The 24,910-nt window shown below is 47.7% G+C and carries 21 protein-coding genes and 1 tRNA gene; 10 read left to right on the top strand and 12 right to left on the bottom strand.

The features are described from left to right. Window positions 1-18 precede the first annotated feature (18 nt). The 4 genes from ACFQRK_RS01120 to ACFQRK_RS01105 all read left to right on the top strand — a co-directional run bounded on the left by ACFQRK_RS01120 (window position 19) and on the right by ACFQRK_RS01105 (window position 4,756). Window positions 19-1,911 carry a serine hydrolase domain-containing protein gene (locus tag ACFQRK_RS01120; RefSeq protein ID WP_379002789.1) on the top strand — a complete coding sequence of 631 codons (1,893 nt, stop codon included), beginning with the start codon at window positions 19-21 and terminating at the stop codon, window positions 1,909-1,911. 52 nt (window positions 1,912-1,963) lie between these two features. Next, a complete protein-coding gene (locus tag ACFQRK_RS01115) occupies window positions 1,964-3,076 on the top strand; it encodes a helix-turn-helix domain-containing protein (RefSeq protein ID WP_379002787.1) in 1,113 nt (370 codons plus the stop codon). Window positions 3,077-3,157: 81 nt separating this feature from the next. Continuing rightward, window positions 3,158-3,823, top strand: coding sequence for a hypothetical protein (locus ACFQRK_RS01110; protein ID WP_379002786.1), 666 nt, complete (start codon window positions 3,158-3,160; stop codon window positions 3,821-3,823). Between the two features lie 9 nt (window positions 3,824-3,832). Then, a complete protein-coding gene (locus ACFQRK_RS01105; protein ID WP_379002784.1) occupies window positions 3,833-4,756 on the top strand; it encodes a hypothetical protein in 924 nt (307 codons plus the stop codon). A gap of 104 nt (window positions 4,757-4,860) precedes the next feature. On the opposite strand, the gene ACFQRK_RS01100 is transcribed toward ACFQRK_RS01105, so the two are convergent. Then, window positions 4,861-4,934, bottom strand: a tRNA-Pro gene (locus tag ACFQRK_RS01100). 155 nt (window positions 4,935-5,089) lie between these two features. Between ACFQRK_RS01100 and rplS the strand changes: the two genes are divergently transcribed. From rplS to yidC, 3 genes are all read left to right on the top strand, one after another. Then, window positions 5,090-5,437 carry a 50S ribosomal protein L19 gene (gene rplS, locus ACFQRK_RS01095; RefSeq protein ID WP_379002782.1) on the top strand — a complete coding sequence of 116 codons (348 nt, stop codon included), beginning with the start codon at window positions 5,090-5,092 and terminating at the stop codon, window positions 5,435-5,437. A gap of 258 nt (window positions 5,438-5,695) precedes the next feature. After that, window positions 5,696-7,315, top strand: coding sequence for a CTP synthase (locus ACFQRK_RS01090; RefSeq protein WP_379002781.1), 1,620 nt, complete (start codon window positions 5,696-5,698; stop codon window positions 7,313-7,315). Window positions 7,316-7,329: 14 nt separating this feature from the next. Continuing rightward, window positions 7,330-9,156, top strand: a complete 1,827-nt coding sequence (gene yidC, locus ACFQRK_RS01085; RefSeq protein ID WP_379002779.1) for a membrane protein insertase YidC — start codon at window positions 7,330-7,332, stop codon at window positions 9,154-9,156. Between the two features lie 36 nt (window positions 9,157-9,192). Here the strand turns inward: yidC and ACFQRK_RS01080 are convergent, their stop codons facing one another. Together ACFQRK_RS01080 and ACFQRK_RS01075 are read right to left on the bottom strand one after the other, a co-directional pair. Beyond that, the gene (locus tag ACFQRK_RS01080; RefSeq protein ID WP_379002777.1) at window positions 9,193-10,542 is read right to left on the bottom strand and encodes an acyl-CoA dehydrogenase family protein; all 1,350 of its coding nucleotides are present in this window, start codon (window positions 10,540-10,542) and stop codon (window positions 9,193-9,195) included. Between the two features lie 87 nt (window positions 10,543-10,629). Then, window positions 10,630-12,261, bottom strand: coding sequence for an acyl-CoA carboxylase subunit beta (locus tag ACFQRK_RS01075; RefSeq protein ID WP_379002775.1), 1,632 nt, complete (start codon window positions 12,259-12,261; stop codon window positions 10,630-10,632). Between the two features lie 160 nt (window positions 12,262-12,421). On the opposite strand from ACFQRK_RS01075, the gene ACFQRK_RS01070 reads away from it, so the two are divergent. Continuing rightward, complete coding sequence (locus tag ACFQRK_RS01070) at window positions 12,422-12,622, top strand: hypothetical protein (protein WP_379002773.1); 201 nt, start codon at window positions 12,422-12,424, stop codon at window positions 12,620-12,622. A 51-nt stretch (window positions 12,623-12,673) separates the two neighbouring features. On the opposite strand, the gene ACFQRK_RS01065 is transcribed toward ACFQRK_RS01070, so the two are convergent. Together ACFQRK_RS01065 and ACFQRK_RS01060 are read right to left on the bottom strand one after the other, a co-directional pair. Further along, a complete protein-coding gene (locus ACFQRK_RS01065; protein WP_379002771.1) occupies window positions 12,674-13,384 on the bottom strand; it encodes a response regulator transcription factor in 711 nt (236 codons plus the stop codon). Window positions 13,385-13,394: 10 nt separating this feature from the next. Beyond that, the gene (locus tag ACFQRK_RS01060; RefSeq protein WP_379002769.1) at window positions 13,395-14,942 is read right to left on the bottom strand and encodes a sensor histidine kinase; all 1,548 of its coding nucleotides are present in this window, start codon (window positions 14,940-14,942) and stop codon (window positions 13,395-13,397) included. Between the two features lie 185 nt (window positions 14,943-15,127). Between ACFQRK_RS01060 and ACFQRK_RS01055 the strand changes: the two genes are divergently transcribed. Both ACFQRK_RS01055 and ACFQRK_RS01050 read left to right on the top strand, forming a co-directional pair. Continuing rightward, the gene (locus ACFQRK_RS01055; protein ID WP_379002767.1) at window positions 15,128-16,060 is read left to right on the top strand and encodes a GLPGLI family protein; all 933 of its coding nucleotides are present in this window, start codon (window positions 15,128-15,130) and stop codon (window positions 16,058-16,060) included. Window positions 16,061-16,070: 10 nt separating this feature from the next. Then, window positions 16,071-18,746 carry a hypothetical protein gene (locus tag ACFQRK_RS01050; RefSeq protein WP_379002765.1) on the top strand — a complete coding sequence of 892 codons (2,676 nt, stop codon included), beginning with the start codon at window positions 16,071-16,073 and terminating at the stop codon, window positions 18,744-18,746. A 6-nt stretch (window positions 18,747-18,752) separates the two neighbouring features. Here the strand turns inward: ACFQRK_RS01050 and ACFQRK_RS01045 are convergent, their stop codons facing one another. From ACFQRK_RS01045 to ACFQRK_RS01015, 7 genes are all read right to left on the bottom strand, one after another. Next, a complete protein-coding gene (locus ACFQRK_RS01045) occupies window positions 18,753-19,964 on the bottom strand; it encodes an acyltransferase family protein (protein WP_379002762.1) in 1,212 nt (403 codons plus the stop codon). Window positions 19,965-20,059: 95 nt separating this feature from the next. Beyond that, window positions 20,060-21,217, bottom strand: a complete 1,158-nt coding sequence (locus ACFQRK_RS01040; RefSeq protein ID WP_379002760.1) for a helix-turn-helix domain-containing protein — start codon at window positions 21,215-21,217, stop codon at window positions 20,060-20,062. 82 nt (window positions 21,218-21,299) lie between these two features. Next, window positions 21,300-22,562 (bottom strand): serpin family protein, encoded by a 1,263-nt coding sequence (locus tag ACFQRK_RS01035; RefSeq protein WP_379002758.1) that lies wholly within the window; start codon window positions 22,560-22,562, stop codon window positions 21,300-21,302. 115 nt (window positions 22,563-22,677) lie between these two features. Then, window positions 22,678-23,142 (bottom strand): PH domain-containing protein, encoded by a 465-nt coding sequence (locus ACFQRK_RS01030; RefSeq protein WP_379002756.1) that lies wholly within the window; start codon window positions 23,140-23,142, stop codon window positions 22,678-22,680. A 63-nt stretch (window positions 23,143-23,205) separates the two neighbouring features. After that, window positions 23,206-23,901, bottom strand: coding sequence for an ATP-dependent Clp protease proteolytic subunit (locus tag ACFQRK_RS01025; RefSeq protein WP_379002753.1), 696 nt, complete (start codon window positions 23,899-23,901; stop codon window positions 23,206-23,208). A 106-nt stretch (window positions 23,902-24,007) separates the two neighbouring features. Next, on the bottom strand, window positions 24,008-24,277 hold the full coding sequence (locus ACFQRK_RS01020; protein WP_379002750.1) for a hypothetical protein: 270 nt from the start codon (window positions 24,275-24,277) through the stop codon (window positions 24,008-24,010). Further along, the gene (locus tag ACFQRK_RS01015; RefSeq protein WP_379002748.1) at window positions 24,258-24,797 is read right to left on the bottom strand and encodes an RNA polymerase sigma factor; all 540 of its coding nucleotides are present in this window, start codon (window positions 24,795-24,797) and stop codon (window positions 24,258-24,260) included. Before ACFQRK_RS01015 ends, ACFQRK_RS01020 begins: the two co-directional genes overlap by 20 nt. Window positions 24,798-24,910 lie beyond the last annotated feature (113 nt).

The raw sequence follows: 24,910 nt of genomic DNA, 5'->3' as shown, positions 1-24,910 counted from the left end.
CACAAAAAAATAATCATAATGAACAAGCAGACCCTACCATTTTTAATCCTCTTTTTCACAACATTGGTAGCCAATAAGGCATTTGCGCAGCCGCAGTTTAATGATTCTCCGATATCAGAAACAGACCAATTGCTCAGAGAAATCGATACCGTTCTGCAGAAAGAACACATACCCGGGTTACTGATTTCCATCGTAAAGAAAGACAGCATCTTGTTTTCGGGAGGATTGGGGTATGCAGACTTGGAACAAAAAATAAAAGTCGACCACACAACACAATTTCACCTGGCGTCCATTACAACATTCTTTGTAGCAATGGGTATCCAGAAATTGATAGCATTGGGTCAATTAGACCTCAATGACCGATTGCAGGCAATCGCACCCGAAATTCCCTTTAGCAACAAATGGGAGTCTACCCACCCTGTTAGGGTTGTCCACCTGTTAGAACACACCGCTGCGTTCGAAGATATACAATTGAACAAGATGGTAAATATCACCGGAAAACCGCTAAAAGGGATAGTCGGCGTAAAAGCGGTAGCGAACTCGCTGAATTCCCGTTGGAAACCCGGTAAAATGATGTCCTATTCGAATCCGGGATATAATGTTTTAGGGTATGTAATAGAGAAAGTATCGGGCGTTCCTTGGGACAACTATATCCATCAGGCACTGCTTATACCGTTGGGGATGGATCATACACGATTTGATCTAAACGGTGAAAGGCTGCCTTCGTACGCGAAAGGTTATAACTTTAGCGATGGGAAATACACACTTCTTCCTCTGTACGGGCCAAGCGGCAACGGGGCTTGCGGATCGTTGGTATCGGACGCTGCAGATATGGCCAAATTTATGCAATACCTTTTAAATGCCGACCAAAACAGCAACGTTGATCTACTGGATGGAAAAGCTATTTTGGAAATGGAAAAAGTTCACAGCACACTAGCGGGTCAAAGTGGGCTACAGGCGGGATATGCCTTGGGTAACGACCTATTCCCAAACAACAAAAAAATAACATTCAGGGGGCACAACGGGAAGGGAGAAGGATTCGTCTCCTGGATATTTTTCAACCGGGAAGCAGGTCTGGCCTATACAATTGCGGCCAATTGCAATACCAATCTCTGGCCCGTCTCCCAGCTCATTGAAGACTTTTTAACCAAAGCCATCGACCACCCCACCATGCGCAGTGTGAAGATAGACCCGTCAAAAATGGCACCGATGCTGGGGTACTACCAATTTATGAATCCCAAGAATGAAAGGTGGGAATTTTTCAAGAGAATATTCGATGGGATCTACCTTTTGTCGATAGATGCGGACAAACTGGTGGTCGAAAGGGGAAACGGACAGATCGACTCTTTAATACACATGGGAAATCATATTTTTCGATTAAAAGGAAACATTATCCCCTCGCTTATTGTGGGTCGTGATCACGAAGGACGTCCTTTCTTTCAGGGTTATGGAAATGGTTTTTATAGTAAAACGTCGTATGGACCGATCCTATTCCAAAAAGCACTTATTCATCTGGGACTGCTTGCCGCGCTGTTGTCCCTGATCTATACGGTTATCGGATTACCGTTGGTCCTGTTTAGAAAAATAAAAGCAATAGACTTTGGCATTTTAGGCTTGCCCGCCATCGGAACGATCAGTTTCTTGCTCGCCTATCGTAAACTGGGATTGACGGATGCCGCGAATAATGAATTGTTTACGACGCTGAATACAACCAGTTTTTCTATTTTCGCCGGTATGCTTTTTTTCGGAATAGGTGTGTTGATCGGAGCCTATTTACTGTACAGACGCTGGCCGCAGATACGCAGTAAATGGATCAAGTTTCCCTTGGCTTTCATTGTCCTATTCTTGTTTTATTTGGTGACATTATTTTCAATTCACGGCTGGATCGGGATTCCGATCTGGAATATGTAGTTTACACTTTTCACGCAAATACCTACATTTACGAAACAGTCCGAAGTATCCAATGTCTGAAATAAATACCTTAGCTGCTTTCTACGCCTTTTCAGGCGGAGCATTATGGCTATTGGGATCCCTGGTTTTTGTCGGGTTTGACAAAGCGAATATCCAAGCCAACCGATGGCTTGGAGCATTCTATTGCATCATGGCATGCAGTTTTACCCAGCTTTTTCTGGAAGGATTTGGAATCGGCGGAAGCTTCCTGATCCACCTGCTAGAACTGCCTAGATGGGCGATGCTTCCCTGCCTTTATATGGCGGTAACCCATTACACATCCCCTTTTCTGCCAAAAAAGGACTGGCTTATCCATTTTGTTCCTTTCCTGCTTTTCCTTGTATTTTCGCTGGTCTACTTGATGCCGATTCTGTTTAATGCCCAAAACCATCTGCCGGCATTGCCGCCGTGGATCGGGTTTATCGTCCGGTATTTTTTCTTCGGCCAGATGGTTTATTATTGGGTCGTTTGTTTCTCGCTGCTTCGTCGTCACCAAAAGAACGTAAAAATGGTAGCTTCGTTTACCGAAAAAATAGACCTGGAATGGCTAAAATACCTCTTAATTTCCGTATTAATCCTGATTCTCATCCGTATACTGAGTTTATCAAACATCCACGTAACGCACTATTCCCCTATCCTATATTTTTTGGGGATCATCCTGTTAGCCTATTCAACACTTACTCAAAAATCAATTTATGCCGTCGAAACTTATCAACCGGAGGAAAAAGACGAAACAGCACCCAAAAAAGTGCTCAATGAACGGCTTACCCTTGAGCAGGTTGAAGAACTTAAGCTAACAATTATGCAAAAGACCGTTGGTGAAAAACTATATCTCGACCCAAGCCTGACGCTTTCCGTACTTTCAGCTAAAATAGGCATCAGTACACATGAACTATCCTACGTCCTGAATAATGGAGTTGGCAAGAGCTTTTATCAATTTATTAATGAGTTGCGGACGGAGGAAGCAAAAACACTTTTATTATCAGAGGACACCCGGCATTTAGATATGCTCGGGGTTGCCATCAGAGCCGGCTTCAACTCCAAAACGACATTCTATACGACCTTTAAAAAAGCCACAAACCTCACCCCTAAAGAATACATTAAAGCAAATTCAGCGGCTAGTTGACCGCAGAGCTGTTCAGTTGCATCCATCCGAACTTCTTCCAATTGCCGGAGCGTTATCATTGCACCATAAAAAAAAATGATTATGAAGACAATGAACTTATTCAAGTCTGCAATCGCCCCGAAAATCCGTCGGGTCATCGGCAGCATTTTATTCGGAAGCGCATTTCTTTTAACGAACTGTTTCGCGCAAGGAGAAAGCCAGCCAGCTAAAACGGTACCGCTGGAAGAATTTTCAGGGTATTACCAGTTTCCCAGTAAAGCAGGCTTCATTCAATTTGAGGTAAAAGACAAGGTACTTTTTGCCAAGCAAGTATGGGATGGAAAAGAATATCCGCTCATCCAGCTCAATGGGACAAACTTTGAATCAGAAAAAGAAGGTCACAAAATTGAGTTCCTAAAGGACGACGCCGGTCAGTTTACTTACGCCAAGCTTATGGGAAGAATCATTACGGTAAAAGTCGGGTTTGATCCCAAGAAGGTCAAGCAGCTATCGGCCGCACAGCTTAAACGGCTCGAAGGAACGTATATCCTGCAGGACGATCATAACCTTAAACTCCATATCCAGCCATCAGCAAACGGATTGACCATAAAACAGCTATGGGACAATAAACAGGTAACCTTTACACCCCGATCAGAAACTTTTTTCCTGAATGACGACGGTACTTTCCCGCTGACGTTTTTATTGAACGATGGACAGGCTGTGCAAGTCACCTGCTTTGCGGACGATATATGGCTCAAAGCAGAATAGCCGATGACCATGCAGAAATTAGCCAGCCCAGGTTTTTTCATTTGGTGTGCGCTAGTCTTTTGGGCGTCGGACGGGATCGCACAGCAAGTGGCAGACGAAACGTTCTACTATCCGATTCCTACCCCTACATACATGGCAGGAAGCGGCCCCCAAGTCCTATTTGACGAAGCGCATAATAATGCATCGACCTTAAGGGGAGCTTATGCCCCTTTTGGCAAACTGCTCGTAAGTGACGGCTATCAGGTGGTAAGCAGCAAAGAAAAGGTAACATTCGAGCTTCTAAAAAAAGTAAAGATCTATGTGACCGTAAATGCCATGTATGATATGGAGGACTGGGATCTGCCAGCGAGATCGGCCTTTTCGCCAGAAGAAATAGATGAACTCTCCAATTGGGTGGCTGATGGAGGGAGTTTATTTCTGGTCACGGATCACATGCCCTGTGGTGCCTCAGTCAATGAACTGGCAGGAAGATTTGGAATCAACATACTAAATGGCTTCGCGATCCGAAAGGACGGCCGGTCGGAAGTATTCTCAAAAGAAAAAAAGACACTTCTGTCAAATGAGATTACCAGCCGCCCCGGCAAAGAGGTCGATAGCATTCGGTGCTGGGGTGGAACGGGGTTCCTCGTTCCATCCCATGCCCAGGTTATTTCCGTGCTGGGCGACGATTACCAAATCTATCTGCCCAGCCAAGTTTCCCAAATAAAAAAACGGTTATCAGACACGATCCCCTCTATTTCCGGAAGGGGATTAGTGAATGGCGCATACTTAAAATTCGGCAAAGGCAGAATCGTCATATTCGGAGATGGGGCACCCTTTTCGGCGCAGCTCCAAGGCGTCAAAAGTGAAAAGAGGGGCATGAATCACCCCGAAGCGACACAAAATGCCCGATTTCTGCTCAATATTATTCATTGGCTAGACAGAAAATTATAAATCCAGGCTTAGCTGATTGGAAGGGAATGCCTCAGCGCGCAAAAGCACGCTTTGCTGGCTATAAAACAACAAAAGCCCTTGCTTTCGCAAGGGCTTTTTGTCCGTCGGGGTGGCAGGATTCGAACCTACGACCTCCTGCTCCCAAAGCAGGCGCGATACCGGGCTACGCTACACCCCGTCCTCGTAAGGGTTTGCAAAGGTAAAAATTAATTCCAAATTTCAAAACATCAATGTAATTCTTTTTTGAAAAACAACTTTCGTATTCAAAAAATAATCACTAATATTGCAGCTCGATTTTTACGGGATAATAATCGTCATTAATTACTCAAAATCATGGATTTAGTAAAATTTGTAGAAGAGCAGGCGGTAACGAAAAATGAGGTTCCCGCATTCAAGGCTGGGGATACCGTTAGCGTTCACTATAAAATTCGCGAAGGAAACAAAGAGCGTATTCAGGTCTACCAAGGTGTTGTTATCCAACGCAATAGCATTGGTGCAAACCAAACCTTCACCGTGCGAAAAATTTCCAACGGTGTGGGTGTAGAGCGTATTTTTCCAATCAATTCGCCTAACATTGAGAAAATAGAAATCAACAGCTACGGAAAAGTACGCCGCTCAAAACTGTATTATCTTCGTGGCCTTACCGGTAAAGCGGCACGCATTAAATCGAAAAGATTCTAATCTCATTCTTTAAAGATGGATAAAAGAGGTTGCTTTCAAAGAGCAACCTCTTTTTATTTTCCCGAAGTCAACACCTGAAGCTAGCGTTCTTTCCGTTAGTAATTCCATTCTTTAAATCATGCTTCACATTTACCGATAAACCAAATGAAAAGTTATCCGCATTTCATAAAAAATCCATATCTTTGCATCCCGTACACAAACGTGATGATTACAGCTTCTTTAGCGTAAACAGCGTATAAAATACACCCAAAATTTGTCATGACTAAATACATTTTTGTTACGGGCGGCGTTACCTCGTCGTTGGGGAAAGGTATTATTTCGGCATCCTTAGCCAAGCTTCTTCAAGCGCGCGGCTACCGGGTTACTATCCAGAAATTTGATCCTTACATCAACATTGACCCAGGCACACTGAATCCTTATGAACACGGCGAATGCTACGTCACGGAAGACGGAGCGGAAACCGATTTGGACCTTGGGCATTATGAGCGTTTCCTAAACGCTCCGACTTCTCAGGCGAATAACGTGACCACCGGCCGCATTTACCAGCATGTGATTGATAAGGAGCGTGAAGGTGCCTACCTCGGCAAAACCGTTCAGGTAGTGCCGCATATTACTGATGAAATAAAGCGGAGAATGTGCCTATTGGGCAAAGACGGCCATTACGACATCATCATCACTGAACTTGGTGGTACGGTAGGTGATATCGAGTCGCTTCCTTTCATTGAAGCGGTGCGGCAACTGCGCTGGGAATTAGGAAGCAACAGTTCCCTGGTCATCCATTTGACCCTCGTGCCTTTTCTCGCAGCAGCAGGTGAGCTAAAAACCAAACCAACCCAACATTCGGTAAAAACACTGCTGGAATATGGCATACAGCCGGATATATTGGTTTGCCGGACCGAACATCATCTTAATTCCGACATCCGTAAAAAGCTCGCCTTGTTTTGCAATGTTCACATCAACGCGGTAGTTGAATCCATTGATGCACCGTCGATATACGACGTGCCCTTGCTCATGCTGAAAGAACAGTTGGACAAGACGGTACTGACCAAACTTAAGCTATCTACGAAAAACGAGCCCGACTTAGAAAGCTGGAAGATTTTTCTCGGCAAGCTGAAGAATCCCACCGCCGAGGTAACGGTGGCATTGGTTGGCAAATATGTGGAGTTACCCGATGCCTATAAATCGATCAATGAAGCGTTTATCCATGCAGGTGCCATGAATGAATGCAAAGTGAGGGTGAAGTACATTGCGGCGGAAAGTATAAACAACGACAATGTTGCCGAAAAACTTAGGCGAGTTTGCGGCGTATTGGTGGCCCCTGGGTTCGGCGAGCGCGGACTGGAAGGCAAATTGGCCGCTATACGTTACGTCCGGGAGAACAACATTCCTTTTTTCGGCATTTGCTTAGGCATGCAATGCGCGGTGGTCGAGTTCGGGCGGAACGTCCTGAATCTGAAAAACGCAAATAGTTATGAAATGGACCCGACAACGAAGCATCCGGTAATCCATCTCATGGAAGAACAAAAGCAAGTAAAAAACATGGGCGGCACTATGCGGTTGGGCGCTTATGAATGCGAAATCAAAAAGGGAACGAAAGCTGCAGCCATTTATGGAAAGGGTAAAATATCGGAACGTCATCGCCACCGGTATGAGTTCAATAACGATTACCTTGCGCAGTACGAAGCAGCCGGTATGATCGCCTCCGGCATTAACCCTAAGAATAACTTGGTGGAAATCGTTGAGCTCAAAAACCACCCCTTTTTCGTTGCGGGCCAATTCCACCCCGAATTAAAGTCAACAGTTGCAAATCCTCACCCACTTTTTGTTAGCTTTGTAGCCGCTTCTTTGGCCCACAGCAAAGCATCGAAGCAGAAATAGCGCAAATTTAGAAAATGGATAAAAACTCAATCACCGGCCTCGTTTTAATCTTTGTCATCATCGCGGGTTCCTTTTATGTATTAAAGCCCTCGGAAGAGGAAATTAAACGCGAGCGCCAATTACAAGATTCCCTTGCCCGGGCGCGGGCCGGCGTCGAAACCATAAAAACCGACAGCGCCGCAGCAGTTGCTCCCGTGCTCGATTCAGCTATATTAAATAGTCCGTTCGGCAGGGCTACCGTTGGAGAAGAAAAAATACTTACCCTCGAAAATGAACACATCCGTGCCAACATTAGTACAAAAGGCGGGCGTGTAAAGTCTGTCGAACTCAAGGACCAAAAGACCTATGACGGTCAACCGCTCATGCTGTTTGAAGGCGAACATAACAAATTCGGCTTGTTTTTCTCGGCAGCCGGAAAAAACATCAGTACCAATGACCTGTTTTTTTCTGCTGAAGGTAGCAATGTACAAGTATCGGGGCAAGACTCCGCTTCGGTTACGTTCCGGTTAACGTATGCGCAGGACAAATACATTGATTACATTTATTCGATCAAAGGTGAAGATTACAACCTCGGTTTTACCATCGTTACCAAGGGTCTGCAGGATGTGATCGCTCCAACCGAAAGCCAACTGGTACTTAACTGGGAGGCATCGCTTTCTCAAAAAGAAAAGGATATAAAAAGCGAACGGGAACGTTCGACGTTGTACTATGCACTGGCTGACGGGGAAATTGACCATTTGAACACCGCTAAAGACGACGAAGAAGAAGTCAATAACAAAGTGGAATGGATATCCTTCAAACAACACTTTTTCTCCAACGTCTTGATATCCGATCACGGCTTCAGTGGTGGTAAAATCAATGTATATACGAGCGCTGATGACCACATCGTCAAGCTGTTTTCGGCAAATCTGCGCCTGGATTTCAACCGGCAGGACATCAACACCTATCCCATGCATTTTTTCTTCGGCCCAAACCAATACAAGGTATTGAAAGCACACGGCTACGGTCTGGAAAAGCAAATCGACATGGGCTGGGGGCCGATGAAATGGATCAACCGTTTCATTACCATTCCGGTGTTCAACTTTCTTGACGGCTTCCATTGGAGCTACGGATTGGTGATCCTGATCCTGACCGTGATGCTGAAACTGGTACTATCTCCGCTCACCTATCGGTCTTATGTCTCCATGGCCAAGATGCGCGTGCTCAAACCCGAGATGGATCAAATCAAAGAAAAAGTAGGACAGGACAATCCCGCATTGTTGCAACAGGAATATCTTAAATTGTATAAGCAGGCGGGTGTTAATCCGCTGGGCGGCTGTATTCCGCTCCTTTTACAGATGCCCTTTACCATTGCCTTCTTTTTCTTCTTCCCAAACCTTTTTGAACTGCGAGGCGAGAGCTTCCTTTGGGTTAAGGATCTATCGACTTACGACTCGCCCATAACGTTTCCACCCCTACCGCTTATCGGCATGGATCACATCAGTTTGATGTGTATTCTGATGACGGTGGCAACCTTGTTATCGACCTGGTATAACAACACCATTTCCGGCGCGGCCAATGCGCAGATGAAATACATCGGCTATTTTATGCCACTAATTTTCCTGTTTGTATTGAATAGTTTCCCAGCTGGATTAAACTACTACTATTTTCTCTCCACTGTCTTTACTTTCGGCCAACAGGTAGTCATCCGCAAGATGATCAACGACGACAAAATTCTGGCTATCATCGAGGCCAATAAGAAAAAGCCCGAATCGCAGAAGAAAAAATCCAAATTCCAGCAGCGTATGGAAGAGTATATGCGGCAGCAGCAGGCTCAGGCCAAAGGAAAAGGAAAGAAATAAATCTACGAGAGGCCGGATATATTCCGGCCTCATTGTTTACACAAATGCGCTAAAACCGGTAATCGATCTACCTACGATTAGTGAATTGATTTCTTTTGTGCCTTCGTATGAATAGATGGCTTCAGCATCGGCTAGGAAACGAGCTACATCATACTCAAGCAGGATGCCATTGCCTCCCATTACTTCCCGCGCGCGGCTCACGATATCCCGTGTACGAAGCGTACAGAATACCTTCGCCAATGAAGCGTGTTCGTCGCGTAACCTACCTGCATCCTGTAGCTCGGACAGGCGATACACCAATGTCTGCATGGCGGTAAGGTTGGAGAGCATCTCTACGAGGTGGTTCTGGATCAGTTGAAAAGACGAGATCGGTTTACCGAATTGCTTGCGTTTGCGCGTGTAGTCCAGCGCATTTTCATAAGCGCCCCGTGCACAGCCTACGGCCATCCAGGCCACCCCGGCCCGGGTTAGTTGCAGCACCTTCGCCGTATCTTTGAAAGAGTGTGCATTTTGCAGTCGATCACTTTCTTCAACCACGCAATCGGTCAGCGTAATCAGCCCGTTTTGAACGATTCGCAGAGCCATTTTTCCTTTTATTTTCTCCACGAAAAAGCCCGGCGTACCCTTTCGTACCAAAAAGCCCTTTACTTCGCCATCTTCCATGTCTTTCGCCCAAATGATCGTTACATCTGCAAACGGGGCATTGCCGATCCATTTTTTTTGTCCATTGAGCACCCAACCGGAGGCCGTCTTCCGGGCTGTCACAGTCAACCCACCGGCCGCCCCGGACCCGACTTCGGGCTCGGTCAAGCCGAATGCTCCAATCAACTTCATCTGTTGCATGGCTGGCAACCATTCCTGTTTCTGCTCGTCGGAGCCGCACAGGTAAATCGATCCCATGGCCAATCCGCTCTGCACACCGAAAAACGTAGCCACAGAAGCATCAATCCGGGCAATTTCCATAGCGACGATCCCTTCCATGAGGGATGATCTACCCGCACATCCATACCCTTGATAAGTCAGACCGCAGATATCCAATTTTGCTAGCATGGGGATAATTTCAAAAGGGAATTCATCACGAAGCCAATAGTGATTAACCAGCGGCCTTATTTTACGTTCCATAAAGTCCCTCACTTTCAATTGGAGTTTTCGATCTTCCTCATTTAGCCGGAGATGCAATTCATAAAAATCACCGTTAATAGGTGGAAGTTCCTTTTTGGGTTTTCCACCCTCCAGCATCTTCATCAGACCATTGAGCTGTTTTTCATCCAGCTTGGAAAAAGATTCCATGACCTTGGGCAGGTCCACTTTACGTGATAATCGATCTAACTGCTCGAAATCAATATTTTTGAATAATTGATACGCTTTTTTGATTTTTGCAAACATCGGCTTTTTCTTTTTTTGTGTTTTTGCTTGTATTTCCACGCAAAGATCGCTCAGGCGATACGTCTATCCGAATGGACGCAGGGATGACTACGTCTGTATTACCCCGACATTGAACGGCTTTTCAATGGGGGCCTGATTGGCTGCCTCGATACCCAAGGAAATCACTTTCCGGGTTTCCAGTGGGTCGATGACGCCATCCACCCAAAGCCTTGCTGCGGCATAATACGGAGTGGTTTGGGCCTGGTAACGTTCCGCGATGTCCCTAAGCAGCACTTCTTCCTCTTTATCGCCAATTTCTTCGCCTTTAGCCTTTACCGATGCTTTTTGTATCTGCAGCAACGTCTTCGCTGCCTGGGCACCGCCCATTACGGCGATCTTGGCAGATGGCCACGCGAAAATCAATCTCGGATCGTAGGCTTTGCCGCACATCGCGTAGTTTCCCGCGCCGTAGGAGTTACCTATCACAATCGTAATTTTAGGCACAACGGAATTGGCCACTGCGTTGACCATTTTGGCCCCGTCCTTGATAATTCCTCCCTGCTCAGCCCGGCTACCTACCATAAAACCGGTTACATCCTGTAGGAATACCAGCGGTATTTTCCGCTGATTACAATTCATGATAAATCGGGTCGCTTTATCCGCCGCGTCCGAATAAATGACACCGCCGAGTTGCATCTCCCCTTTTCCATTCTTCACCACGTTTCGTTGATTTGCGACGATTCCCACTGCCCAACCTTCCACCCGACCCCATCCGCAAATAATGCTCTTTCCATACAGCGCCTTGTATTCCTCAAATTCCGACTGATCCAGTAACCGAAGTATGATTTCCTTCATGTCATACGGTTTTTCACGCGACGACGGCAGAATCCCGTAGATCTGCCGTTCATCGAGCTTTGGTGAAGTGGGCTTTATTCGGTCAAAACCTGCATCCTTGGGTTTCCCGAGCATTCCCACGATGTTACGAATGGAATCCAGGCAGGTCTTGTCGTCTGGTTGCTTGTAATCTGTGACCCCCGAAATTTCACAATGTGTGGTAGCGCCCCCCAGGGTCTCGTTGTCGACGGATTCACCGATCGCCGATTTAACCAGATATGAACCAGCCAGGAACACAGATCCGGTCCCCTCGACGATCATCGCCTCGTCGCTCATAATTGGAAGATAGGCCCCACCGGCCACGCAGGCCCCCATAATTGCGGCTATCTGTATGATGCCTTCACTGCTCATGCGGGCGTTGTTTCGGAAGATCCGGCCGAAGTGGTCCTTATCGGGAAAAATCTCATCCTGCATGGGCAGAAATACGCCCGCCGAATCCACCAGATAAATGATTGGCAGTCTGTTTTCCATAGCGATTTCCTGGGCACGAAGATTTTTTTTGACAGTCATCGGAAACCAGGCACCGGCCTTTACCGTCGCGTCATTGGCCACTATCACGCACTGCCTTCCCGCTATGTAGCCGATACCTGCAACAACCCCCGCTGACGGGCATCCCCCGTATTCGGTATACATGTCTTCAGCAGCCAACGCTCCGACTTCCAGCCAAGGCTTATTCTCGTCCAATAGGTAAGCGATCCGTTCACGGGCCAATAGCTTGCCCTTGGCATGCTGTTTTTCGGCAGCCGCCGGCCCTCCTCCGTCACATACCCTCTTCAGCCGATTTTTCAATTCGGAGGCGGCCTGCTTGTTTAGGTCTTCATTCTGATTGAATTCCAGGTTTGCCATGGATCACAAGATACGGCATTCTTTTGTTTCTTACAAAGCGTTGAATTTCCGTATTGAAATTCTCCTTCAATTTTTTTTAAAATTTTGGGTTACCTTTCTGAAACCAGCGTATTAATGGATAAAATAAACAAATTTGTTTTAACCAAAAAAGAAAATTACAATGAAAAACGTATTTAAATTCGGTTTCTTAGGTCTAGCTCTTACTTTAGGGATTGCAGCTTGCAACAACACAACTTCTCAAAGCGAGCAAACTGCCGATTCATTGACAAACGAAATCGAACAAGAAGTTGATGCAGTTACGGATTCTATCGATTCAATCGGTTCCCGTGCAATCGACTCGTTGGATTCATTGGCTCAGTAATCTTTACAACGCCAAGATAAAAAAGGGGTATTCCTAATGAGTACCCCTTTTTTATGCTTCTGCTGCACCTCCCACTATTAGCTTGTATCCAATTCCCCGGATATTCACAATTCCGATATCATCATCGCTTTTCAGATGTTTACGGAGCTTGGTAATGAAAACATCCATGCTTCTGGCGTTAAAAAAACTGTCGCTTCCCCAAAGATAATCCAACGCAACCTTACGGTCGAGCACCTGGTTTTTATGTTCAATCAACATTTTCAGCAGCGCCGATTCCCGGAAGGAAAGCCTAATGATGTCTTCCCCCAGGACAAGTTCCTGTGTAGCGTTATTGAACCTGTACCTACCGATAGTGAATTGTTCATGACAAGAGGTCTTCACCTTGGTTGTCCTATCCAGCAAGGCGTTCATCCGGACAATCAGCTCCTCCATGCTAAAGGGCTTTTTCAGGTAGTCGTTACCGCCGAGTTCGAACCCTTTCACGACATCTTCCGTAAGCGACTTAGCCGTAAGGAAAATAATGGGCACACGGTCGTTTACCTTACGGATATCTTCGGTGAGTGTAAACCCATCTTTGGTAGGCATCATCACGTCAACAATGCATATCGACGGATCGAACGACCGGAATGCTGAATAGGCCTTCAAGCCATCTTGTACCCACAACACATGAAAATTCCTCGACTCCAGACTTTCTTTTACGATTTTGCCTAAGAATGGCTCATCCTCTGCCAGCAGTACTTTGATTTTTCCGGTTTGCTCCATGATTTTCAAACTAAATAGTTGTGTTGAGGTGAATACCTGTAGGCAGGGTGATGGCGAACGTAGTACCTTCGCCGACGGTGCTTTTCACATCGATGTGACCCTGATGTCTCTTGACAATTGCTGCTACATACCCCAATCCCAGTCCAAATCCTTTGGCATTGTGAATGTTTCCGGTAGGCACGCGAAAAAAATTCTCAAAGATCCGTTCCCGGTAAACCGTGGGGATGCCTATGCCGTTATCAGTCACCGAAAACCGGAGCCGGCCGTCGTCCGTGGTCCCGAACGACACTGCTATTTCCGGGCGTTTGTCGGTATACTTCAAGCTATTGTCAATCAGGTTGTACACTACGTTAGCGATATGATCCCGATCGATCATCGCCTCCGCGTGGCTTCCCAGGCCTTGTACAGAAAGCTTCGCCGCCTTTTTCTCCCACTGCGGGCGCATGTTTTCAATTACATCATGCACCAACTTTCCAAAATCAGTCTTTTGGAGCGATAATTTCAGATCCATCCGCTCAAATACCGCCATTTTGAGCACCTTCTCCACCATCACCGATATCCGCTTTAATTCGTGTTGACAGATATTCAGGTATTCCTTTGCCTGTTCGGGCCGGCTCATCACATCGAAATGCTGCATCGCTTCCACAGCCAGGGATACCGTAGCAATGGGCGTCTTGAACTCATGCGTCATGTTGTTGATGAAATCATTTTTAATGTCTGACAGTCGCTTTTGCTGAAAAATGGTACGCAGCATAGCAACAAATGCCCAAATGGTAATCCCAACGATCGCGAGTGATGCCATCAACACCCAGAGCATGTTTTTTAAGATATAGACGATATCGTTGCCGATCGCCAATGTAAGCCGATAAGGCCTGAGCAGACCGATTTTAGCCTCCCGGCCGATGCGTACCGGCTGCCTGTCGAAAGACGCACTATCTGAGACATACTCATCACCTTTCGCGTTCAGATTACTTAATCTGACGGAAAAGGCAGCACCGATACCACTCGCCTCCAGAAGTGAGTCAATTTCATGAATCAACGGCGTCGCAAACTCTGCAAAATCATTGTTGGTATACCTGTATGCTGTATGGAGCGCAACCAACTCACCATCCTTATTCGCCCGGATCAGCTTCAGTGAATCCCCGAAAAACGTCCGGAATTTCATCACACTGTCCAAATGGATCCTTCTACCGATATCCACCGTATCATCCCGATAGGTAAATGTTACCCGCGATTCCGTGATCAATTTTCGATCCGTGAAACGTTTGCTCACGGGTCTGCCGGACGGCACATGCGGGCCCGACAGTAGAAAATCTACCGTTTTCATCATCCGCTCCCGATCGTGCTGGCCTGCACTGTCCGAGAAAAAACCCATGGCTTCCATATCGGCCAGCGCGTGACTGCGTTCAAGGTGTCTCATCACCTCCATCACCTCCCGATCGAACTGCTGAGTGGAAAGCCGGTACGAGTTATACAACCAATATCCCTGGAATAGGAAAATCCCGGCCAATGCGCACGCCACAATAATCACGATGAAGCGGATCCGTTTCGACATCATCTTACAAAACTAGAAAACGTTCTTCGGTTTCAGTAGCGTACGCGCCAAGTATAACATCAAATAACATTCGTTAACAGTATTTAACACAGTGCGCCTTGCTTAACACTGCTTAACACTCAAAACCCCTTCCCTTCACCCCCGCCCGGCTACATTTGCTTCCGGTTACCATAAAAAAATTTGAAATCATGGATACACAAAACATTTCAATGAGGATCATGTTGCTGGCGGGATGTATTTTCTGCCAGATCGCGTACATGCAGGCGCAGCAGGCGGATAGCGCGTTGATGCACATCAAATACGAACTGATCCATGTAGATGACACCAACTTCCGGGATAATCCCCGCAAGGAGGAAATGATCGTCTACATCGGCAGGCAATCGGCTATGTACAACAGCTTTACGCGCGCAGCGACTCTGGCCAAGATGAAACAGGACATAGAAAACCGGCAGCGTGCGGATGGCAGCAATGCGGATGCAAGAAACGGCACCAACCGGTCACGGCTTTTCGTAAGTGCACCGCACATCTCCAGCGAAACGCTTTACCTATTTCCGAAAAAAAACGAGGCATTTGTCGCCAATACCCTCGGCTCAACCACGTATATCATTCCGCAGGATTATCCGCAAATCGACTGGCAAATCAGCGAAACAGCCAAAGAAATCGGCGGATATATGTGCCAGCAGGCAACGGGCGCATTCGGCGGCCGCCTTTATACCGCATGGTTTACCATGGAGCTGCCATTTCCCTACGGCCCCTGGAAGCTGCATGGCCTGCCCGGCCTTATCCTTGAAGCCGAAGACAGCAAGGGGGAAGTCATTTTCCGCTACGCCGGCTTTGATAAGGAAACGGGGCCAGGTGTTGAGATTGCCCTACCCGAAGATGCGCAAACCACCACCGCCAAAGCATTTGCGAAGGCCAAAGCCGCGTTTGACAAAAACCCTATGGCCTATGCCATGCGTAACATCGAGGCACCTGCGGGCGCCAAGATCGAGCGGAAAATCGTCATGAAAGACCAAAACGGCCGGGAGCTCAGTCCGGAACAATTCCAGGCCATGCGTGAGATGGCCATGAGAGAAGGCAAGATGAAACGACCGAATAACCCCTTGGAGCTGGTCAACTAACATCGAAGCGATGAAAGCGGCATCCCTATTCGTTCTTGTATGTTGGTCGGCCTCCCTCCTCGCCCAAACCAGACAGATACACGGTACGCTGGCCACCAGGGATGGCACGCCGGTATCCCTTGCCAGCGTCACGCTCAAAAACACGCAACAACGTGTGGTCGCATTCAAAACCAGCAATGATGCCGGCGCGTTTACGCTGGCCTGGCGCGATACGATCGCTATCGCAGACCTGCACCTTGAGGTGAATCACCTCGGCTATAAAAACGTACGTATACCGCTTTCCGCCGGAACGAAACGCTACGATATCGTTATGGACGAACAAGCCATCGACTTGGCGGAAGTGGAGGTTAAAAGCCGCCCGAAAATCAGCTTGAAAGGGGACACATTGACCTATGATGTTGCTTCGTTCACCAAGGCCGAGGATCGTACCATCGGCGACGTACTGAAACGGATGCCGGGTGTGGAAGTTGAAGAAAATGGCCAGATCAAATACAATGGCAAAGCCATATCCAATTTTTATGTGGATGGCGATGACCTGTTGGACGATAAATATGCCATCGGTACGAAAACCATACCCCATGCGATGGTCAAAGGCGTGGAGGTGTTACAAAATCACCAGCCGTTGAAAGTGCTGCAAGGCAAGACACGCTCCGAAAACGTCGCCCTGAACCTCGTCATCAAGGATGAAGCCCGTCTGGAGCTCACCGGTCAGGCCCGGCCCGGGGGTGGATTTCCGGCGCAGTATGACAGCGAATTGAACACCATGCTATTTAATAAAAAGAACAAAATGCTCCATGCCGCCAAAGCCAACAACGTAGGTGTCGATCTGGGTACCGACTTCACAGCCTTCAACAAGGCCGGTCAACTTTCCCGAATGGGCAATACGCGTCCATCGGAGCTGCTGTCGTCGGGAACCGTAGGTAATCCGGCGCTTCCAACCCATCGTTTTTACGTCAACAACTCCGGCTCGTTGAACGCCAACAACCTCGTCAACCTGAAAAATGGTTTGCAACTGAGATCCAACGTCGGGCTGATGCTGGACAACAACCATCTGGATTATTACAGCACCAACGACTTATACCTCACCGATGACACCGTACGGTACAGCGAAATCCAACAGCTGAACCGAAACCCTTTCTTGATAGACATTTCGCTCAATGGCCAGGTCAACCAAGAAACGTATTACTTCAATAATGCACTGAAAATCGGCTATTCAGGCGAAACCGGCAATTCGTCGCTGGCCAGCAACACCGTGGATATGGTGCAGCACCTCCGCACCCGGGTACTTGATTTTTCCAATACACTGGAATATGTGCCCGCGCTCCAAAACCGGCATATCCTGAGTTTCAACTGGTACCTCAATCATTTCAGCCGACCGCAAACCCTTCACGTCGCCCCCGGCATCAATGCGGATGTATTGAATGAAGGCGAACCCTTCGAGGCCTTATACCAGTATACCGAAACGCCTACATGGTTCAATACTTTATCTGCGGGCTACCGCATCCCCCAGGGCTTAATCACGCAATACTACCGCCTAAGCGCGCTTAACGAATGGCAGCAGCTCCATTCGCAGCTCCACCTGACGCAAGCCAACGGCGAGCAGCTGCCTTACGCCGGCAGCCTGGAAAACGACCTGTACTGGCAAAGGCACCACGCCCAGCTGAACGCCACGTATGAACTCAAGGAAGGCCCTTGGGAGGTGATGCTTTCCCTTCCACTTACCTGGCAACGCATTACCTACAAAGACGCCGGGTTTGCGCTCGACGAGCAAAACGAACGCCTGTTATTCAATCCATCGTTCGGAGCCAAATACAACACCACTCCGGAGGATTATCTATCGCTCAATTATGGGTACAGCAACCATATGGGCAACATCAACAGCATCTACCGCGGCGCCATCCTCACCAATTACCGCAGTTTGAAAGCAAACGACGCCGCCCTGGAAGAACGCTATGGTCACAACATGGGATTGAACTACCATTTTCAGCGAAACATCAGCATGCTGTTCCTGAATGCCGGCATCGATTACAGTCATGCCATAAGCAACACCATCGCGTCCAATGTCGTCACGGACAACATTATCAACACGGTGCTGGTGCCTTATGACAACACGATCAGCACCTTCAGTTTGAATGCCGGCATCAGCAAATACGTCTTTGCCCTTGGTGCTACAGCGGCCCTGAAAGGTTCGTGGAGCACCTCGCGGGCCAACCAATTGCTGAATGGCGAATTGCTGCCATACAACCATATCACAGCCAGTATTACACCAAGCATTGAAGCCCGCCTGTGGGACCGCATCAGCGTCAGCTACGAAGGCACCGGCTCCTGGACCGCGAGCCAGCTGATCGCTACCGGAACGGCCATGCGTGTGCCAGAGAGGCGTATACAACGTTACGACCAATCGATGAGTCTGTTGTATTCACCTTTCCGGAACACCTTTCTGCGTCTCAGCGGCCGCCATCAATACACCAGTCAGGCACAGTCGGAAGCCATCCGTTATCTCTTTGCCGACGCCAATATCCGATACAAGCTGAACAAATGGAATACCGACATCGAGCTGAACATTACCAATTTGGCTAACGTTACGAAATATGAAACATACAGCGTATCGGCAAATCAGTTCGGCTACAGCCGATACGACCTACGTGGGCGTATGGCGGTATTGAAGCTGACGGTCAACCTGTAAGGGCTTTCATGGCAGGGTGCCGTCATGCGCCCGATGCTCAATGTTGACACCGTTAACGGTACGGTGCCCGTTCCTTTTCTTCCACTTCATCCCAAACAACAGACGAACGACGTTGAAGGGGCGGATAAATACCCAATAAAACCCCAGGCACGCGAACAATGTCAGGATACTGATCGCCCAGAATTTTGCAAAAATCCCCCAATCCAATCGGGAGATGTAATAACCTATCCAGATGATTACCGTCTGATGCAGGATATAAAAAGGATAAAGCCCCTCGTTTATGTGTACCAGCCAGGGGTGAGGCCGATTTAAATACTGTTGCGCGTACCCAACCACGGCGATGACTGTAAACCAACCCAGGAGAATGGCCGATACGTCAAACATGAGCTCCGCGGCCCCGGTTGTCAGCGGCAACGAGATCACATCCCGCATGTGCAGAAATCCCCCATAAAAGGGAATCACCACCGACAATGCGGCGACCAACACATAAAAACGACTCAGCCTTATGGTCTCCCACAGCTCGGGCGTAGCGTACAATAACATTCCAAAAAAGAAAAAACAGCCATATAACGCAAGAAATGCCCAATCGTCAATCAGTCCATGTGTTTCTTCCGGAAAATAAGGCCGGAGCAATACCTGCGTCAGTAAAATAAACAGCGCAGGCACGAAAACCAATCCCCACGGCCTACCCACCACGCGGTAGAGCATTGCTTTGAAGCTGGTTGATCGCGACGATTTCAGAAACACAAGCAGCGGCAGCGCAACCAAGCTATACACCAGCAGGTAAGCGATGAACCACAGGTGGTGCCAGCTGAAACTGCCCTGCGGATAGGGGATGAATTCGAATACCGTCTGATAAAAATCCCAGTAATTATCGTACCGGCCGATGTGTTCAAAATAGATCTGCGGGGGAACAATGACAAACATCCCGAATGCCAGGGGGATAAACAACCTCCTGACACGCTCGCCGGCGAATTGGCGCGGCGACCGTTTCCCGAGCGCAAGATACGTACCAGCTCCCGAGATAAACAGCAGCAACGGCATGCGCCAGCAATGCAACCATATCATCCAGTAGTCAAATGCGGAACTTAGTTCCGTATTTTTCACATGCCATCCAAAGGTATTGAACCACATACCCGTATGGAAAAACAACAAAATCAAAATGGCCAGAAACCTCAACCAGTCGAGGTCATGTCGCCGTGTAATCGCAGTTTTCATTTTCTTTGAATTTTCAGCCAAAAAAAACGTTTCGATTGACGGGAAAAGAACGATTTTATCGGCAGGACGTACGAATTTATAAAATCGAACGCCTTTTAGCACTGCCGGTATTGTGAGGGCGTCATGCCGGTAATTTTTTTGAAGGAGGTATTGAATGACGACTTGGAACTGTACCCTACCCGGTCGGCGATTTCTTCGATCTTATAGTTGGGATATTGCTTCAACAGCACTTTGGACTCCTCGATGCGGTACTCGCCGATCCATTCGAAAAAACCCTTGCCGAATTGCTCATTGATGACCTGCGAAACGACGTGGGGTGTCGTCCGGATTTCCGCAGCGAGTTTAGCCAAGCTGATGTCAGCTGAGGCGAAGAGCTTCCTCTCCTCCACTATCCGGGACAGCAGGTCGGCTATCCGTGTCTTATCGTCAGCAGACAAATTCGACCTTTTGTATTTCCCCTCCTCGGTAAGCGGAACCTGCCTGAAAAAGCCGGAATTTTTGACGACGATAAAGCTGGTAATATAAACGCTCATGGAAATGCAGGTTGCAATGATCTGGTCGCCCGTGTCGTTTGGGTTCAGTAGTTTCACAATGATAACAATCAACAACAAAGCAAGAAACTGGATAGCCGATGCCCGCGCTGTTTTAAGGGCTTGCGTTTTCGGAGCCAGCAGTCGCTCGTTCCTATTCTTGAACGCCTCCGCCAGCAATCCGGCGGCCATCAAGAAGTATAGGCAGAAAAAAGCAACCAGGATATTTGTATGGAAGAGCGTAAGGCGAAAAAAGGGCATGGACCACCACCACGGCAGGTCGATTTCACGGAGTGGAATGTTTAGCTGATACGATACGATCCATGCATTGAACTTAACGTCTTCGGAAGAAAGGAGGTAGGGTAAGGAAGACAACAAATACAAAACCGGAATAGCAAGGTGTGCGGCGACCTCGTTCTTTCCTATCTTCCCCTTTAACAGCGACTTGACCGACAAAAAAAACAGCGGCGCGATCAGCAAGCTGAGGGTTTCCGAAAAATCAACCAAGTAGAGCACGCGGACAATATAACCGGTATACAGCAGGAAAATTTCCACCAGACTGAGTGCCATGCAGATTAGCATCCACCCTTGAAATACGTTAAAAGGCTTTTCTCGATTGCCAGCCCCGAGGAAAAACAACGACAGAAAGAGCGCCTGTACGATACCCAACAAGGTAAATACCGCATAAAAATCCAACGTAACAGGCGCGTTTGTATCAGCCATTGGCGGTAAAACAGTTGCGACGATACATCAAAAGTAAGAAAAAGTAGCACTCGCCGATCTGTATTTTTGTTTCGTCTGCCGCTTAAGACTGCGTTTGTGCTACCGATGGATCATTTACCTGTCCGATAAACAGAATCAGCCCGGTATTCATTTCACGGATCGCAAAGAGAAATGGGCGATCTACGGTGAACGCATAGGTCTGAGGTAATGACGTGAGAATAATCCCCACCGAAGTGACGGCCGCAGCTTCCGTACCTTCTTCGTTCACTTCGATGAATGACTTATGTTTAACCTCATCGATTTTAAGTTCACCTATTTCATTGATCCCAGAAAAATCAGCGGAATTGCTGAAGGCGACCTCCATGCCCATCACTGCGAGCTCATCATTCAGTTTATTCTCGTAGCTAAATGTAAATTTTGGCAGTGCCAGTTGGGTTTCCGTGGTGTTCAACGCCCGTATAACCGATGCCCAAGTATCCTTATCGGCCAATTTCTCAGCCAGTTGGGCGGTCGAGACGGTTTCTCTCGGTTTTAACACCACCATGCTATATTTTTTGTTGCCGTAAGGAAGCTCAATGGCTTCCAAATCATTCGTGGCCGCTACCTTAAATGTGTGCTTTAGATGCATAAAGTCCGTTTGCAGCGTGCTGCCATCCGGCAACTGGAAGACACCTTTTTTGGTATCCGCCTTGTCAAAACGCTGCTCCCAGGCACCGTTAAAATATACGGCGTTGATGAGGTACATGACCATATCGTCAGGAATACTACCATCAATAATGGTTGGTATTTTTTTTTTGGTTTTTTCGCTGACCCAGTTATTTATCACGTCTGGCGCACCGGAATCAGCAAAATCCAGTGCCGATACGTCTGCTTTATAAAACGTATGGTTTGCATTGAGAAAATCCGGCAATACGTGAAAGCCCTGTCGGTACCAAATGGAGTTAGCAATCTCTAGCGTGGTTCTGGGATCAAGGGCGGGCAGGTCGGTCATTAGCTTTTGATAATAAGCATTGATAGTCTCCGTATCCAGGCCATCAAATTTCAAGGTGCTTTCAATCGCTTTGCGGGTTTCCCCAGCAGCTCCATTATTGGTCATTGCCAGAGCCATGCCAACACTTAGCGGCGATAGCAGCGCGTTTTCGTTGGCCTTCAGGTCTGTCGTTGCTGTTCGGAAAATTTCAAAGGCAAACCGATTGTCGTTGTCTGCCTTTTGTTGTTCTGCAGCAGTAAGTATCAAATCCTTGCCTGGCCCCAGTTTTTCGGAGGCCGCTTTATCGCAGGAAGCGAAGCCTGATATGGCAATTACCCACAATAGGGCTCCAAAGTTGATCCGTCGATTCATCATTGGTGTTGTTTTCAGAAATAGACGAACTTGGCCGGCAAAATGCTACACCAGCGTACTTCTTACCTGACAATTCAGAAAAATCTGCGACATCAAAAGGAAAAGCGGATATTCCGGCTTAAATTATAGACTTGATTTTTCCCTTAACTACGATCCGGATATCGGGGTTCACATTCCGCAATGCAGCGACAAACGCATCGTTGGAGTCAGGAGAAAAGTAGATTTCGTCATAGCGGTTATATTTCACAATGACCCCTTTGCGTGCCAGGGCAGGTTTGAATCCGGACCACATGGTTTCTCCTATGACGACTTCACTTATGGCCGTGACGCGAATTTTTCCACGCAAAGGCCCCGAACGGAAATGAACAAAAACTTCGTCTATGGCATAACGGGTGTCAAACCATAGCCAGAGCATAAGGCCGGTTACCGATGCCAGGAGTATTAAGCCGAATACCTGAACCTCATGACCAGATTGAACAACATGTCGCAACTCAATACCCGTCACGAAAAGCAGCGTCAGTATGGTACCCCACGTCACCGCTTTAAACAACGTGTCTTTCCGACTTTTGAAAACTGTTCGCATCACCATCAAAAATAAACATTGTTTGGCAATCTACGGGTGTAACGATTAAGAATGCTCAGCCCGTTATGCGTCTTCGCCGCGTTTCAGCACCTCATCCACCATGCCGAATTCCTTGGCCTCGTCAGCAGTCATCCAGTGGTCTCGGTCCGACAGTTTATCCACCCGTTCAAAGTCCTGCCCGCTGTGGGCGGCAATGATCCGGTAAAGCTCCTGCTGGATCTTTAAAGTTTGCCGGATACTGATATCCATATCTGCGGCTGTACCCTGCATGCCACCGGAAGTCTGGTGGATCATTACACGCGCATGGGGCAATGCCGCACGTTTTCCCTTGGCACCCGCGCACAACAATACCGCGGCCATTGATAAGGCAATACCCGTGCAAATGGTCGCCACATCAGGGCCAATATACTGCATCGTGTCGTAAATGCCCAGTCCGGCATAGACCGAACCGCCCGGTGAGTTGACATATAGCTGGATGTCTTTCTTCGGGTCGGCCGACTGCAGGAACAGCAGCTGGGCCTGGATGATGTTCGCTACACGGTCATCAACCGGCTCGCCAAGAAAGATGATGCGGTCTACCATAAGACGTGAAAACACGTCCATCTGCGCCACATTGAGCTGCCTTTCTTCGGTGATGTAAGGTGTCATGGACATGGGCCATACGTAGGCGGGCAGGCAAGAAACATACTGATCTACATACATACCGTTGATACGGTGATGCTTTACTGCGTATTCACGAAATTCAGTGTTCATATTCATACATTTGTTAATTGTTATTAATTGTTATCAAACTCCAACATGGGTATCCCTGCACGCCCCATGCGGGGCGTGTCGATTGCTTACTTTACAAGATCGAATTCAGTGATTACCTACGGAAGAACCCCAATACTCTATCGCGAAATGCCTGATGCCTCGGGGCTGTGAATAGCACGTGATGTACCCGCTCTAATTCCGCTCGCAACTGCTGGCGGCCGTATTCACTGATGATGCCATAGGTTTTCCGCTGCCAATGGGCGTCCTCCCGAAGTGCTGGGTTCACTAGCAGGTTCGCCTCAAAAAGCAGACGGTGTTCGTCAGATGCCCGCTCCAACAAACAATCTTCCATAAGTTGCATCTCATCCAACGAAGTCTTCATATTCCAATGATTTCTCTTTAACAACCTGTTTTACCTTTTGCAGGCATTTAAACTTCTGTACCGTAGCTGATCGCGTACCGGAAAAGCCGAACCGGTGTGCCAGTTCCTGCATATCCAGCTTTTCGTAGTAAAAGGCGGTGAGCACTCGCATACATTTCCGACCGGCAGCCTGCAATAGCCGAAGAATGCGTTTGTTTGACAATGCCTCATTGCTGGAAGCGTCATCCCCCCTCTCCCACTCCACATTTTCACTCTCGAACCCCTCCATCAGTTGATCCAGTGAAGCATACCGTTGATTTTCACTGTGACGTTTGGCCCAAAGGTGCCGGGCAATACCAAAGATGTAAGCTTCCTCACTCCGTTGCAAGAAAAGCCTGCCTTCATATTTTTTCTCAAAAAAGACCAACAACGCCTCGTGGAATACATCTTTTGCCTCCTCAAATGTCCCGCCACATCTGGACACGTATCGAGCCACGGCGGGAAAGGCTTGTTGGTAAACCGCCTGTATCGTTTTGTTCATGAGTTATCCTTTACTACTTATGTGAGATCAGCCGACTAAATATCACCCAAACCTATCATTTATTTATCATTTTTTTTAGTCGTTCCGGATCCCCAAAACAAATCGCAGCGATC

It is taken from the genome of Parapedobacter sp. GCM10030251 (assembly GCF_042666505.1).
Lineage (GTDB): Bacteria > Bacteroidota > Bacteroidia > Sphingobacteriales > Sphingobacteriaceae > Parapedobacter.
The sequence above is the reverse complement of the archived record's forward strand: the minus strand, read 5'-3'. Positions and strand labels throughout refer to the sequence as shown.